The following is a 14,430-nucleotide window of genomic DNA, read 5'->3' as shown; positions in this document are numbered from 1 at the left end:
TCAACGACACACTTGCCAAATGCGCTTCTGGTAGTCACGAATTGCCCTATCCGAGCTGAACATCCCCATTCTGGCGGTATTAAGCACACAACGACACGTCCATTCATCCGGCTCGCGGTATCCCGCCTCCACCTGCTGCTGTACCTGACAGTACGGGGAAAAATCGGCCATTAACATATAAGGGTCGCCCGCTTTCAACAGGCTATTCAATAATGGTGCAAATGCTTGCTTATCTCCCCGGCTGAAAGCGCCGCTGGCCAGTTCAGCCAATATTTCACCTAACAACGGCGTCTTTGCAATGTAGTCCGACGGCACGTACCCCTGAGCCTGCAAAGCTTTTACCTGCTCCACCGTATGACCGAAGATGAACATGTTTTCCGCGCCAACCTGCTGCGCCATCTCAACGTTGGCGCCATCCAGCGTGCCCACCGTCAGCGCGCCATTCAGCGCCAGTTTCATGTTGCCCGTACCGGACGCTTCTTTACCTGCCGTCGAAATTTGCTCAGACACATCAGCGGCGGGAATCATACGTTCAGCCAGCGACACGCGGTAGTCGGGAAGAAACACCACTTTGAGTCGTTCATGACAGCGGCGGTCCCGATTAATTCTCTCTGCAACCTGGTTGATGGCGTAAATAATATTCTTTGCCAGCATATAGCCCGGCGCGGCTTTGGCGCCGAACAGAAAGACGCGCGGCACTATATCCAGATGCGGGTTATCGCGCAATTGACGATACAGCGAAAGAATATACAGCAGGTTCAAATGCTGACGTTTATATTCATGCAACCGTTTGATCTGCACATCAAATAGTGCGTTCGGGTCAAGCATGACGCCAAAATGCTGCTTGAGGTGATCCGCCAGACGCACTTTATTGTCATGTTTGATCTGCCGGTAACGCTCACGGAATCCGGCATCCTCCGAGTAGGGTTCCAGCCCCTGCAAGACGGGCAAATCGTTGACCCACTCCGTCTGTAACGTCTCGTCAATCAGCGCCGACAGCGCCGGGTTGCACTGTTTCAGCCAGCGCCGGGGGGTAATACCGTTGGTGACGTTATGGAATTTTGCCGGCCACAGGTGGTGATATTCCGGGAACAGGTCTTTCACCACCAGTTCAGAATGCAGCGCCGCCACGCCATTGACCGCAAAGCAGCTTATCACGCACAGATTAGCCATGCGGATTTGCCGCTGATGGCGGACGGCAAGTTTCGCCCATATCCGCCGGTCGCCCGGCCATGCCTCTTCTACCTGCGTTTTGAACCACGCGTCAATTTGCCGTATGAGGGAGAGATGACGGGGCAGCAGCCGGCCAAACAAACGCTCATCCCAGCGCTCCAACGCCTCCGGCATCAGCGTATGGTTGGTATAGGCAAACGTGCGCCCGGTTATCGACCAGGCTTCATCCCAGCTCAGCCTGTGTTCGTCCAGCAGCAGACGCATCAATTCAGGGATCGCCAGCGCCGGATGGGTGTCGTTGAGCTGGATCACCTCGTAATCGGGCAGTTCGGACAGCCCTCTTCCGGCGTTCAGATGCCTGCGCAGGATATCAGCCACGGAACAGGCGCATTGAAAATATTGCTGCATCAGCCGCAGGCGTTTACCCGCCGCATGGTTATCGTTCGGATAGAGCACCTTGGTCAGACTGGCGGCCGAGATGCCGGCCTGCTCAGCTTTAAGGTAGCGCCCTGCGTTGAACAACGTCAGATCAAACGGGTGACAGTGGGTCGCTTGCCAGAGGCGCAACGGTTGCGTAACGCCATTGCGATAGCCAATCACCGGCAAATCACAGGCCTCGCCTCGAAAGAAAAAATCAGGCTGCCAGGACTTGCTACCGTCGTCATGCTCTTGCAGTTTTCCGCCGAAGCCGACATTCACGGCGAGCGTCGTCCGCTGGAAAAACCACGGATAACTATCGCGATGCCAGTCATCGGGCGTCTCCTGCTGCTGTCCCTGCGAGAAATGCTGACGGAACAGCCCGTACTGATAATTCAGGCCATATCCCGTGGCGGCCTGCCCGACAGTCGCCATCGAATCCAGAAAGCAGGACGCCAGCCGCCCCAGACCGCCGTTGCCCAAACCGGGATCGCTCTCCTGCTCCAGCACATCGCTCAGGCTAATACCCTGTTCGACCAGCACCGCCGCGGTATCGTCGTACCAGCCCAGATTCAGCAGGTTATTGCCCGTCAGCCGACCGGGAAGAAACTCCATCGACAGGTAATTAACGTGACGCGATGGCGGCCTGTCAAATGTATCGGCGCGGAGCGCGGGGAGAAACGGCTGCGCGGCCAGTTGTTCAGCCAGCGCCAGGCTGACGGTACGCCAGCGCTGTTCCGGGGACAGCAGAGTGAGAGAGGCGACTCCGTAATATTGCCGCTGGCGTAACAAGGCGGCGGCAAATTGGGGCGCATTGAATGAAAAAGATTGCACAGATAAAAACGACGACATGATGCCTCCCCCTCTGATCCGTCACGGAAAAAGGCACGCCTGGATCAGCACAACTCCAACTGCACCTTATGTTGTTCGATAATTTCTTGCACGCTGGGTGGCGGTGGTCGATCGGTAAAAAGGTAATCGATCAAATCCATGTTGCCTAAATTCACCATGGCATTCCGACCAAACTTGGAATGATCCGTCACCAGCATGACGCAACGCGAGTTTTCAATAATGGCTCGCTTGGTACGAACTTCATGGTAGTCAAACTCCAGCAATGAGCCATCCATGTCAATGCCGCTGATGCCCAAGATACCGAAATCCAAACGAAACTGAGAGATAAAATCCAGCGTCGCTTCGCCCATAATGCCGCCGTCGCGGGTACGCACTTCACCACCCGCCAGTATCAAACGAAAATCCTCTTTTGCCGTCAACAACATCGCCACATTCAGATTATTGGTGACGACCCGCAGCCCTCTGTGCCGCATCAGCGCATGAGCCACCGCTTCCGGCGTGGTGCCGATATCAATGAACAGCGTGGCGCCGTCGGGGATCTGGCTGGCGACCCGGCGCGCAATGCGTGCTTTTTCATCAGACCACATCATTTTCCGATCATGATAAGCGGTATTTACCGAACTTGAAGGCAGCGCCGCCCCACCGTGGTGACGGTGTATTCTATTTTGCTCGGCCAAATCGTTCAGATCGCGGCGAATCGTTTGCGGGCTCACCGCAAAATGTTCTACCAGTTCTTCCGTGCTGACGTAACCTTGACGACGCACCAGTTCGATAATGGCGTCATGCCGCTGTACTTGCTTCACGTTCATCCCCTAACATGTCCCGATTCACCGGGGGGTCGTTTTATTATTCGTTTTATTATAAGTATCCCAGAAGGCCATTAATAACCCGATTACCAGCCCGGCGACATGGGCCGCGTTAGCTATCGACATTCCTAAAATATCGAAATATCCGGCGATCAGCCACAGCAATGCAAACACCATCAGGCTGCGCGGCATAAACAAATAACCTTCGGGTTCTCTTTCTCCCCGCAGCCAGACATAGCCCATCAGGGCATACACCACGCCGGACAACCCGCCAAAATAGATGCCGCTGAACTGCGACTGCACCCAACCGCTGACCAGCGAGGCCACCAGAGTAATCACCAGTAGTTTACGGGTGCCCAGCACTTTTTCGACCGGCCCGCCTAGATACCACCACCACAACAGATTGAACAGAATATGTAAGACGGAGAAATGCAACAAGGCATGACTGAACCAACGCCAGAGCTGCCATTGCTGCCCGGCGTCCGGGTAAGCGAGCAGCAGCATTACACGCTCATAACCTGAAATCTTCATCAACGCGAACACCGCAACCGACACAATCATGATTAACAGCGTTAGCGGCCCCGCCTGCCGTTTGAGGGTTTGCAGATAAGAGAACCGACGGTATTGGATACCTGAATCGGTCGAACCGGTCTGCCAGCTTGCCGCCTGATAGCGCGGGTTGAGCGGATCGTGCAGAAAGATGTCCAGCGCTTGCTGCACCTGCGTCAGATGGGCGTCATCGGCCAGCCACAGTTCAGCCTCCTGTCCCGTGGAGCGCATTTCCAGACTGACGCCCTGCGTATGCATGTAATCCACAAAAGCTTGAGCCAGACGTGGGTTGGATAGCGCGATAACTCGAATTGCCATAGTTGATTTATCACATTTTGCCATGGGTGGATTGGGCGTAAAAATATCACATATCCGGGAGGGGCGTGCGCGAGAATATCCTTTTCGCCTCAGTGGGAAATCATGCCGTTCGTCCAAAAACCCGCTCAGCATAGCAATATGTCAATCATTTCACTCTCTTTTTGACAACCAAATTACTTGTTTTTGTTTACTTCCGTCTCGACGTATTTCCCATGATATCAGTCACTTTTTAATCAACGTGACTGTTTTACTCTCCTGATATAAATAGGGGGGCGCTAGTTTCTCGACGCAAGACGAAATCGCATCCTTACCTATCTGGACAGGCACGGGCGGGCCAGCAATGAATAACGCCATGGCGTCCGTGGTGGTCATGCTGGTGATGGGGATTGTGGGATATTTGTTGCAGAAGCATCACTACCCGATTGCGCCAGTGATCTTGTGCATGCTACTCGGGCCGATGTTCGAGAAAAGCTTGCTGTCTTCCTTACTGAAGTCGGATGGCAATCTGCTCGCCTTCGTGGAACGCCCGATCTCTGCTCTCCTTGCCGTGCTGTTTCTGATTGTCGTCATCATGCAGGCAAAAAGCATCATTCAGATGTTCAAAACAGCCGGGGATGAACCGGGCAACGAGTAAAGCGGGCCTTATATCCATATGCCCGACGCCCGTCAGCCCTGCGCCTGAACTTCCTGCGGGTAGCGGTTTTGCCAGGCTTCAAAGCCACCGTCAATGCTGTACACCGACTCGAAACCCAGACTAATAAGGTACTGTGCCGCATTGCGGCTGCTGATCCCGTGGTAGCAAATCACCATGATCGGCGTTGCAAAATCGGCGGCGCGAACAAAATCCGACAGCGTTTCGTTAGTCAGATGAGCGGCGCCGGGGATATGAGCCGCGGCAAAACTCTGCTGATCGCGGATATCGGCGACAACCCCGCCCTGCCGCCAGCGGGCATACGCCTGCTCGATGCCTATCGCTTCATATTGTTCCATCAGGCGCTCCCACCATATTAATCGTAAGGAGCGTTATTGTAACCTGACAGGCGAGAGATTAAACCTGATAAGTTGTGGGGCGATATCCGCTTTTTGTCAGCAAGCAAGACCACCCTAAAACATTATCCTCTGTTTACACTTCTCCCCCTCAACACGCCACCGCAGCTCACGACATCGCCGGGACGTTGTCTCGTATCCGTCTGTAATGCAACGGAATGGTGCTGACCCGGCTGGGCGAGGACACCGATATCGCCGCGCTGCTGGCAGAGCTGGACGGCCACGACAGTGAAGGGGCGGACTGGATACGTGATAACGGCGAGCTTTATCTGGCGGGCGACTGGCTTGTAAGTATCCCGCATAATCGTGCCATTCACATTTAGAGATCTTCCGGCATACTCATTTTGCCAACGAAGGAGATCGCTATGCGTAAAGCCCGTTTTACTGAGCATCAGATCATCACGGTGATTAAGTCAGTTGAAGCTGGACGAACAGTGAAAGATGTCTGCCGCGAGGCCGGAATCTCTGAAGCCACTTATTACAACTGGAAGTCTAAATACGGTGGCATGGAAGCATCTGATATTAAAAAAATAAAGGATCTTGAGGACGAGAACCGTCGGCTCAAGCAGATGTTTGCCGACCTCAGTCTTGAGAATCGGGCATTGAAAGATGTTATCGAAAAAAAGCTCTGAAGCCAGCCTTTAAGCGTGAGCTGGTGACGCACCTGATAACAACGTTCGGACTGAGTATCCGTCAGGCCTGCAGGAGCATGAACCTGAGCAGAACGGTTTTCCATTACCGTCCGGACAACACGCGTGACGAACCCGTTATTTTCGCATTGCAGACGGCTGCGGAAAGATATCCACGATACGGCTTCCCGAAGCTGTTTCAGGTTCTGCGGCGGCAGGGATACCAGTGGAACCATAAACGGATCCACCGTATTTACTGTCTGCTGAAACTGAATTTTCGTCGCAAAGGCAAACAGCGTCTGCCGGTACGTAACCCATCGCCGCTGACCACACCTGAAGCTCTGAACCAGAGCTGGTCTGTTGATTTCATGCATGACGCGCTGATTTGCGGCCGTCGCTTTCGCACATTCAATGTCGTCGATGATTTTAATCGCGAGGCTTTGTCGATCGAAATAGACCTGAACCTGCCGGCCCAACGAGTGGTTCGAGTGCTCGACAGGATCGCAGCAAACCGGGGATATCCCGCGATGCTTCGCATGGATAACGGCCCGGAATTTATTTCACTGACTCTGGCTGAGTGGGCAGAAATGCACGCAGTGAGGCTGGAATTTATCAAACCGGGTAAACCGACTCAGAATGCATTTATTGAACGCTTTAACCGGACATACCGCACTGAAATACTGGATTTCTATCTGTTCAGGACGCTGAACGAAGTACGAGAAATCACAGAGCGGTGGCTTTCAGAATATAACTGTGAGCGTCCACATGAATCGCTGAGCAACCTGACACCGGAGGAATACCGATTACAACACCATCTGGCCGGGATCTCAAAAAGTGCGTGGAACTAAAACGGGTCTATTTACATGGACGGCTGCGAGACGGAGGGCGCGGACTGGGTGGAGGACAACGGCACGTTAACACTGGCGGGCGACTGGCTCACCCTGAGCGGGTTACCCGACCAGCCGTTAAGCATTGACGTGCTGCCCGGTAAAATAACCATTCGGGCAGAACAGGGGACTATGCTGGCGTAATAACACCAACCGCTAAAAATAAAATAGCCGGAAGGATCGTGTGATCACTTCCGGATTTTTTATTATTTAATAACACTTAGATATTATTTTCAGTATTTTTTAAAACCTGCTTAAACTCTTTCTTTACCCCTACAGCCATTCCCGCAACAGACAGCCCATAATTTGCAAAGTCACGAGCCACATCTATATTCCCCCTTAAAAGATTATAATTCATACACATTGACACTAATCTAACAGATGTAACACTATTAAATTCAGTGGGGATATTACCATTCTTAACTTTATCGATACTCATATGAGCAAAAACATCATCGATAGAACTAAAAAAATTAAAAAACGCCCACGCTTTTTCTTCTAGCGCTTTAATAACCAAGGAGACACCACTTGGCGAATCTAACAATTCGATCCTTAGCATTTCATCAGTAGATAATCGAGTACGGATATAACAATCAATCTCTCTTTTAGGGAGAGAATGGCTATTTATCTGATCAAAGACTGGATGAACACCTAAATTTATAAAAAAAATGTCTCCTGTGGTTTTTTTCTGAAGATTAATACAATTCAAAAAGCCATTACTCTCCCTAAAAAAATCAGCACCACTCTCTTTAGAGAAACCATTTGAAATAAAAAAGTCTTTTATTAAATTAGTATTCATTACGTTACCTATCGATAAACAATTGGTATTCCATGTTTATTTAGCACATTTTCCAGAGCTTTCGTTGGCCCGATCTTTCCGGTCGTAGGACTTCTTGTAAATACCCACTCAATTCTATCAAGCTGGCCACTTCTTAATATTTTGATATCTCTAGCAACTTCCTGTCTTACCCTCGACGTTAAGCCAGTACGCCCAACTTTAGATTCAATCCCAGTAGTACCATCAACTACATCCATTCGACGTAGCCCACCCGGAACCCGGAAATTCTGCTCTATGAGATCCGTTCCTCTTTCGGCTGCAATTTCATCCCTTACAGAATCGCCTACGGCTTTATTTTTCTGTACCTGAGATGCAGCACCTTTCTTATCCAGCCCGAACGGATCAACCCATTCCAATGGATTATGTACATAACCCTGCGGTCTATTTCCACCAAGCAGCCCAATCGGGTCAGGCGAAATATACTGCTGCGCGCCTTCTGCATCATAATAACGATGTCGGTTATAGTAAAGCCCCGTCTCCCTGTCATATATCTGACCCTGATACCTCAGCTCGCAGTACGCCTCATCGTTCGCCGCGTCCCCCGGATAACGCCGCAGCGGAATGGCGATTTTCTCCTCTCGGTAACCGTCCCACAGTCCCTGCTCGCCCCGCCACAACACCCGGCCTTCCTCGCTGCACAGCTCCCGCGCCGTCCCGGACACATCCGTCACGATATAGTGCAGCCGCGTTCTCTCTCCCTTTGACTCCACCTGCGCCAGCGGCCGGAAACTCCCCGGCTCATACACCCACTGCACCTCCCGGGCCGCCGTCCCGTCCGCCAGATACTGCCGCTGACCCACCAACTGGTCACCGTCCCACCGGTACGCCACCCGCGCCACCGCCTGCCCCAGCTCAGCCTGACCCTCCCGCGTCTTGCTTATCCGCCGGCCGAACGCGTCATACCGATAGCGCCAGCGCCCCCCGTCCGGTAACAATACCCGCACCAGACGCGCCTGCGCGTCCCACTCGTAACGCGTTTCCTTTGGCCGGAAACCCGGACGCGACTCCCGCTTCACCGCCAGACGCCCGCACGCGTCATACCGGTACTGCGCATAACCCCGCTCAACCACCCGGCCCGCCGCGTCATACCGCGACCTCCACTGCGCCACCGCATCCTTCACCGCCAGCGCCTCGCCCGGCGCTATCCGGGCCACTTCACACAGGTTCTGTTCGCTGTCGTAACCAAACAACCTCGCCTGCCGCCGCCGCCCCTCCTCGCGACGCTCCGCCGTCACCTGACCCGCACCGTTCAGACGGAACGCCTGCCCGCCCCAGTGACTGTCGCTGATGCCCGTCAGACGGTCCAGCTCGTCATACTGATAACGCCGCTCCAGCACATCATTGACCCGCCCGTCCGCCCCTTCCAGCGCCTGACGCCGCAACAGACCGCTCGCGCTCCACTCCTGACGCAGCGCAAAACCCGCCCCGTTGCTGCGACGCCCCTCCTCGCCCGACACCGTGTGGCTGAAACTCAGCGGCTGATGCGAACCGATACCCAGCCCCGACAACCGCCCCGACGACCACGACAGTTGCAGCCCCGCCAACAGCCCTTCCACCACCGACCGCTCGCCGCTCTCATCATAAACGCTGCGGATTTCCTCGCCGTTCACCCGCTCCGACACCACCTGCCCGGCTCGGTTGTAAGCGTATTCCACCACTGCGTCCGGGTTCGACGCGTTGACCAGCCGTCCGCCCATGTCATACGCCAGCGTGGTCACGCCTTCCGTTTCACCGTCCGCTTTCAGCGCCGTGACCTCGCTCACCCGTCCGCATGCGTCATACCCGTAGCGCAGCTCGCTGCCGTCCGGTGCAACCCGCCGCGTCAGCCGGCCGGCCGCATCATAACCGTAACGGTACGCCCGCCCGTCGTAATGCCGCTCCCCGCTCAGCCGGCCGCCGGCGTCAAACTCATACCGCCAGTCCTGCCCCTGACTGTTGGTCACCCCGGCGAACTCCGCTTCCGCATTGTAGTGATAACGAATAGTGGCCCCCAGCGGGTCGGTCGCTTCCAGCAGGTTATCGAACGCCCCGTAGCGGAACCGGTAACACTGACCCAGCGCGTCGGTCACTCCGGTCAGATTGCCTTCCTCATCGTATCCGAACCGCGTTTCGCTGCCGTCCTCGTAAATCACCCTTGACGGCGCTTCCCGTCCTCCCTCGTACTCCCAGCGCCGAATCTGCACACCCTGATCATGGGCGATATGCCGTTCTCTCAGCCGGTCATGGTCGTCATAGATAAACGTCGCCGCCGGCGCGTTGTCACGCTCAACGCCGCTCAGCAACCCGCGCGTATTATAGTGATAGCGTTCCGCCACCCCGTCCGGGCCAGTCAACGTCGCCAGTTTCCCGGACGCGTGATAATGATGCAGCCATTCCCGCCCTTCCGGGTCATTCACTTCCACGACCTGGCCTGCGGTATTACGCCGGTAGCGCCACACGCTGCCCAGCGGGTCGGTGTAGGCCAGCAGTTGCCCCTCATCATCATAGTCATAACGATGGACCGCCCCATCCGGCAGCGTTATCGCCGTCGCCTGCCCCCATTCGTTACGCTGGTATTCGGTGCGGTTGCCCAGCGGGTCGGTCTCGGCGATTAACTGGTTGTTTTCCCATTCAAACCGCGTTTCTCCCCCGTCCGGCGTTCGCCGCAGCAGAATATTATTGCGCGCGTCACGCACATAGCTGACCACGCCGCCAAACCCGCTGTGATAGTGGCTGGTCAGCTTGTCATCATCGTATTCAAAGCGCCCCGGCCAGAATCCGCCGGCGGCCCGATCCGCGATCGACCGCCCCTTGTCGTCATAGTCATGCTCCACCCAGGTCTGCGCCAAATCCGACCAACGCAGCAGCCAGCCTTGCGCCGAGTAGGTGTAGTCAAAATTACGCCCTTCACCCGCCCGCACGCTGAGCAGGTGCCCCTGTGCGTCATAGGTATAACTGACCAGCGTCTTCAGCGGCCGACGATGCGGATCGCACAGCGTCAGTCTGACAATCCGTCGGCGCGCGGTTTCCACATGCACCAGACGGCCATCGGGCAGGCCCACCCAGCACAGCGTCGCGCGATCCCATAACAGCGATACCCGGTTTCCCGCCCGATCTTCGATACCGGTCAGACACAATTGCAGACCCAGCGCATGGTCGAACCGGTAGCGCAACCCGTCGACATGCTGCAACACCAACTGTCCCTGATGGCGGTTCAGCCGCCACCCCGGATTGGACGGCGAGCGGCTGAAGCCGCCTTCATCGGGCAGGACGAAAACGGCTTGGTTGAACTCGCCATCCGTCAGCGTCGCCACGCCGTTGTCCAGCGTCAAACTCATATCCCAGTTGCAACGCCACAGCGACCCCAGCAACCCCGGCTGGCGCTCGCCGCCGGAACGGTAATAGCGTTTCATGGCGAGCGGCAACACCCCGGCCAGTTGGAAATCGGTACGCCAGTCCACCACGTATCCCGTGGCCATATCCACCGGCTCCCCCTCGCTCTTGCATTTATCTGAGGTCGCGCAGGTGGCTTTATCCTTTTCGTCGGCTTTTTTTTGTTGTTCCAGGGCACCGGGCCGCTCATCCTTGCTCCTGCCTGCGTTAACCTTGCTCGCCCTTTCCGGCGGCGCGGCAGGTTTTTTGGGGTCATGGGACGGGGTCTTTTTCGCCGGCGTCTGTGAGGCGGCCCGCGTCTCGGCTGTCGCGCGGGGGACGGGCGCTTTTGCGGACTTCGCAAATGCCCCTTTGCGAAGCGCACTCCCGGAGGCCCGGGTCACAATCAGGGGAATAAAGCTGTCGAATTTGCTCTCAAGCGTGGTGATGGCTTCGTCGTAACCTTCAATAAGTCGATCCAGATTATCGATCATCTTACTGAAGCGCTGTTTCATCACCCCGACAAGCCAGCTTTTTTTCGCTGCGTCGTCCAGCGCTTTTATCATCGCAGCACGGATATCCGCCAGCTTGTCCTTGCCTTTCTTCCCATACTCCCGCAGCAAGCCCCGCAGCCGGGTCACTCCCTGCACCAGATTGCCGTCCGACAGGCTGCGGATAGTCTTGATCGCAAACTGCACCGCTTGCGGCGAGCCTTTCTTCAGGGCTTTCAGGATCGCCCGGCCGACCACCTTTATCGCGTCCCCCAGCCCCGGCACGACGCCGATCACACACAGCGCGCCGTCAGCCAGATGCAAATTGTCATCCAGCAGCGCCGGATTTTCATAGGTTTTCCAGCACCACTCACCGATGAAAAAGAGATCCAGCGCCTGCCCCACCACCGGCACGCATCCCAGAACGACCTGACAGAGCATCATGAACGCGGCGTTGTCATCCTCCCCCATATCCGCCACTTCCGCCGCCAGACTGTGGTGGGTTTTATTAATCGCCTGCTTCAACTGGCGGCTGCCGCGGTTGACCTGTTCGTCCAGTTGCCAGAAGCGGTCATATTCTTTCCGGTATTCATCCGGAATTAACGTGAGAAGCCCCGCACCTTCCACATCCACATGGCTGTCGCCGCTGTCCTCCGCGTCATAGGCGAGCAGACCCTGCTTGCGCAGACGAAGATACAATGTGAAATATTCAGCGGCCAACGCTGCGTAGGCCGGGCTGGACTGCAACACCGGATTATTCTGAACGGTTTGCTTCGGCTCGAACGCATCCGTGCCTTCATCCAGCAGAAGCTCAAAGGTGCCGCACCCCATGTCGAAGATATGGCACAGGCCGTTGGCGTCCGTCTTGCCGCGGATCTCTTTTTTATTGCTGTCGGTCAGCACGAACGGCGCGTTGGGCACCGGCTTTCCGGAATCGTAATGGTAGTAAATCAGCGCTTCGCAGCCGCATATGGCGCAACCGCCGGAGATTTTGTTGTCGGTGCTGAAGTTACGTTTCGCCGCGTCCTCGCTGGAAAGCAGCGTGGCTTTTTTGTCCTGATTCATCGTGACTCCCTGTTAGGCGTTTTCGTTTTCCTGATGTTCGAGCGCCGCGCTGTAAAGGCGATCCATGCGATTTTGCGTACCGATATTTTCAGGCTGCGCCAGAATGCGTTGCGCCCAGGGCTGAAGAATGAAATCAGGCTCCAGTTCAGTCGCCAACGCGAGCCAGCGAACAATATCGCGATCATTGTTAAAGCCGTTGAGCCGGGCTTGTTCCGCTTGCCGGCGGGTAAAGGTAAACAAGGATTCCTCATCGCTATCCTGCCAACGCGGGTGATACGACTTCAGGTGGGCCATATATCGTTTCAGCACTTGATGTTCTGATGGCGCCATAATGGATTGCCATTGCCCATTACTCAGTTGGCGAGGCAAGGTGTCCGGTATCGTGTGAGGTTCGCGGGAAATAAGACTTAAGGTTTGCACCTTACCGTCAGGGGAAAGATCGCAAAAACTGGCGACAGGACCAAACAGCGCACAGGCTTCCTGAGCGTTGCTGGCCGACAGTAACTGACTGATAACCTGCCAGTCACTGATGCGCAAGATAGCGTCGTCCCCTGAGGGGGAGGTTACCAGGCTCCAATGTCTCAGGTGTTTTACAACATCAAGCAGTTGGTCAAGCGGTGAATAGGCTTGCATAAACCACGCCAGTTGCAGCCCCAATCCCCAGCCATCCTGCGTTACGATGTGCGCTCGCACTTGCTCCCAGTTGGCGGTGTGGACCGGGATACAGTAGGAAGCGACCGATGCGTGTATGCGTCCGGTCTCTCCCCAGTACAACCGGGTCTGATCCAGGCTGCCGCCCCAGCGTTCCGCCAGCCAGGGGACGGCGTCATTCAGCGCCGCTTCCGCGACGATAAAACAACCGCCCTGAGCAATGCGCGTCTGCCAGGCCGCTTCATCTTCCGATTCCCGCGCCAGAAAAGGTCGAGACACACTCATTGGATGACCTCCGTCATATCAGGTAATTCTCCCCGCATCCATCCGGGACGATGATAATAAAGACGCGCACTTGCTATGCGTTCAGGTTCGAATTTGAAGATCCGAATGCTGTCGCCGAGCGTGCGATATTCAATAAGGTGAACAAAAACCGGGTGTAGGAAAAATTCGCTGCTCAATACCCAACGATGGGCCGACCAAGTTTCACATTCCGCTTCAGTCGCTCTGGGGTATCGGGCCTTTGCCAGATCAATACCGCTGATAAAGCGGTGTTTCACGACTTCAATATCGAGCGGGAAAACATATAACGTGCTGACGAACAGAAATAATTCGTTCGCCAGGCGGTGTAATCGGTTTTCATCGGCAAGCAGATAAAACTGGTAACGTGTCAGATTGATTTGATAATCAGGGTCAGCTTCGCCGCCTTTTTCCTGTTCAATCAGTAATTGGTATTGACCCTGTTCACTATCAGGTGTCGGCAGAAACAGGTTGATCAGCGGTCCGAGAAAATCTGTTTTGGCGTTGTCGTCAAGCGTCTGCCACCAGGGCAGCAATACCGCCGGCGCATAGCTGCGCATCAATGCACGAGAGCCATCCGGCCAGAGGCAAGCAATGCGCCGCTGCCAACAGGCGACAACCTGCCGGAGAGAGAGTGCGCCATGCATCAGTATGACCCCTTGATGCTTTGAAGGCTGCGTATCAGTCAGCCAGTGCAGCAGCGTTTCCCCCGGCCCCCCTTGTTCGATTTTTACCACAATAGGCGCCCAGACTTGCCAGTCTGCGGCCTGCTTATCAAAACGTAAGGGTTGCCATAAATCACTCGCCGCGGGTTGAAATGCCTGCCAGAATTTTGGCAAATCTGGATAATTCAGCAGATCGATAATGGCGTACAGCGGTAAAGCATGACGTTGACTGATTTCAAACAGGGAATAACCGTTTGTCATCTTCGATATTTGCCTGTGAGTTATTTAAATATCTTTCGGATAAAAAAAGAAATAGAAAATTTATGTTTAAATATGCAGTTAAATAAAAGCACATTAATTGAATACTTAATCGATAATAATTATTTAACGC

At 54.9% G+C, this 14,430-nt stretch carries 10 protein-coding genes and 2 pseudogenes; 4 read left to right on the top strand and 8 right to left on the bottom strand.

Annotated elements, in window-relative coordinates; translation table 11 throughout:
- From malP to glpG, 3 genes are read right to left on the bottom strand one after another with little or no spacing between them, the layout of a single operon-like run.
- Positions 1-2,442 (bottom strand): maltodextrin phosphorylase, encoded by a 2,442-nt coding sequence (gene malP, locus EH207_RS00305; RefSeq protein WP_137712236.1) that lies wholly within the window; start codon positions 2,440-2,442, stop codon positions 1-3.
- A gap of 44 nt (positions 2,443-2,486) precedes the next feature.
- Positions 2,487-3,245, bottom strand: a complete 759-nt coding sequence (locus tag EH207_RS00300) for a DeoR/GlpR family transcriptional regulator (RefSeq protein WP_137712235.1) — start codon at positions 3,243-3,245, stop codon at positions 2,487-2,489.
- A gap of 24 nt (positions 3,246-3,269) precedes the next feature.
- On the bottom strand, positions 3,270-4,115 hold the full coding sequence (gene glpG, locus EH207_RS00295) for a rhomboid family intramembrane serine protease GlpG (protein ID WP_137712234.1): 846 nt from the start codon (positions 4,113-4,115) through the stop codon (positions 3,270-3,272).
- 340 nt (positions 4,116-4,455) lie between these two features.
- Between glpG and EH207_RS00290 the strand changes: the two genes are divergently transcribed.
- A complete protein-coding gene (locus tag EH207_RS00290) occupies positions 4,456-4,749 on the top strand; it encodes a hypothetical protein (protein ID WP_175413609.1) in 294 nt (97 codons plus the stop codon).
- 32 nt (positions 4,750-4,781) lie between these two features.
- On the opposite strand, the gene glpE is transcribed toward EH207_RS00290, so the two are convergent.
- Entirely contained in the window at positions 4,782-5,105 is a 324-nt protein-coding gene (gene glpE / locus EH207_RS00285; RefSeq protein WP_137712233.1) for a thiosulfate sulfurtransferase GlpE, read from the bottom strand.
- A gap of 209 nt (positions 5,106-5,314) precedes the next feature.
- Here glpE and EH207_RS18040 point away from each other — a divergent pair.
- The 3 genes and pseudogenes from EH207_RS18040 to EH207_RS00275 all read left to right on the top strand — a co-directional run.
- A pseudogene (locus EH207_RS18040) lies at positions 5,315-5,449 on the top strand (SymE family type I addiction module toxin); the annotation flags it as partial.
- Positions 5,450-5,527: 78 nt separating this feature from the next.
- Positions 5,528-6,639 (top strand): IS3 family transposase gene (locus tag EH207_RS00280; protein WP_137712232.1). Its coding sequence is split into 2 segments (ribosomal slippage): positions 5,528-5,789 and positions 5,789-6,639, totalling 1,113 coding nucleotides; the frame shifts between segments, so codons are not numbered across the junction.
- 15 nt (positions 6,640-6,654) lie between these two features.
- A pseudogene (locus tag EH207_RS00275) lies at positions 6,655-6,822 on the top strand (SymE family type I addiction module toxin); the annotation flags it as partial.
- 76 nt (positions 6,823-6,898) lie between these two features.
- Here the strand turns inward: EH207_RS00275 and EH207_RS00270 are convergent.
- The 4 genes from EH207_RS00270 to EH207_RS00255 are packed head-to-tail and all read right to left on the bottom strand — an operon-like array spanning position 6,899 to position 14,300.
- On the bottom strand, positions 6,899-7,477 hold the full coding sequence (locus tag EH207_RS00270) for a DUF4304 domain-containing protein (RefSeq protein ID WP_137712230.1): 579 nt from the start codon (positions 7,475-7,477) through the stop codon (positions 6,899-6,901).
- 8 nt (positions 7,478-7,485) lie between these two features.
- Entirely contained in the window at positions 7,486-12,423 is a 4,938-nt protein-coding gene (locus EH207_RS00265) for a DUF6531 domain-containing protein (protein ID WP_137712229.1), read from the bottom strand.
- A 12-nt stretch (positions 12,424-12,435) separates the two neighbouring features.
- A complete protein-coding gene (locus EH207_RS00260; RefSeq protein WP_137712228.1) occupies positions 12,436-13,359 on the bottom strand; it encodes a DUF4123 domain-containing protein in 924 nt (307 codons plus the stop codon).
- The gene (locus EH207_RS00255) at positions 13,356-14,300 is read right to left on the bottom strand and encodes a DUF4123 domain-containing protein (protein WP_137712227.1); all 945 of its coding nucleotides are present in this window, start codon (positions 14,298-14,300) and stop codon (positions 13,356-13,358) included. Before EH207_RS00255 ends, EH207_RS00260 begins: the two co-directional genes overlap by 4 nt.
- Between the last annotated feature and the right edge of the window lie 130 nt (positions 14,301-14,430).

This window comes from Brenneria rubrifaciens (genome assembly GCF_005484945.1).
Lineage (GTDB): Bacteria > Pseudomonadota > Gammaproteobacteria > Enterobacterales > Enterobacteriaceae > Brenneria > Brenneria rubrifaciens.
The sequence above is the reverse complement of the archived record's forward strand: the minus strand, read 5'-3'. Positions and strand labels throughout refer to the sequence as shown.

Excerpts from the sequence above, each read along its gene's own strand:
- malP (WP_137712236.1), bottom strand. The coding sequence starts at position 2,442 with ATGTCGTCGTTTTTATCTGTGCAATCTTTTTCATTCAATGCGCCCCAA.
- glpG (WP_137712234.1), bottom strand. The coding sequence starts at position 4,115 with ATGGCAATTCGAGTTATCGCGCTATCCAACCCACGTCTGGCTCAAGCT.
- EH207_RS00290 (WP_175413609.1), top strand. The coding sequence starts at position 4,456 with ATGAATAACGCCATGGCGTCCGTGGTGGTCATGCTGGTGATGGGGATT.
- glpE (WP_137712233.1), bottom strand. The coding sequence starts at position 5,105 with ATGGAACAATATGAAGCGATAGGCATCGAGCAGGCGTATGCCCGCTGG.
- EH207_RS00270 (WP_137712230.1), bottom strand. The coding sequence starts at position 7,477 with ATGAATACTAATTTAATAAAAGACTTTTTTATTTCAAATGGTTTCTCT.
- EH207_RS00265 (WP_137712229.1), bottom strand. The coding sequence starts at position 12,423 with ATGAATCAGGACAAAAAAGCCACGCTGCTTTCCAGCGAGGACGCGGCG.
- EH207_RS00260 (WP_137712228.1), bottom strand. The coding sequence starts at position 13,359 with ATGAGTGTGTCTCGACCTTTTCTGGCGCGGGAATCGGAAGATGAAGCG.
- EH207_RS00255 (WP_137712227.1), bottom strand. The coding sequence starts at position 14,300 with ATGACAAACGGTTATTCCCTGTTTGAAATCAGTCAACGTCATGCTTTA.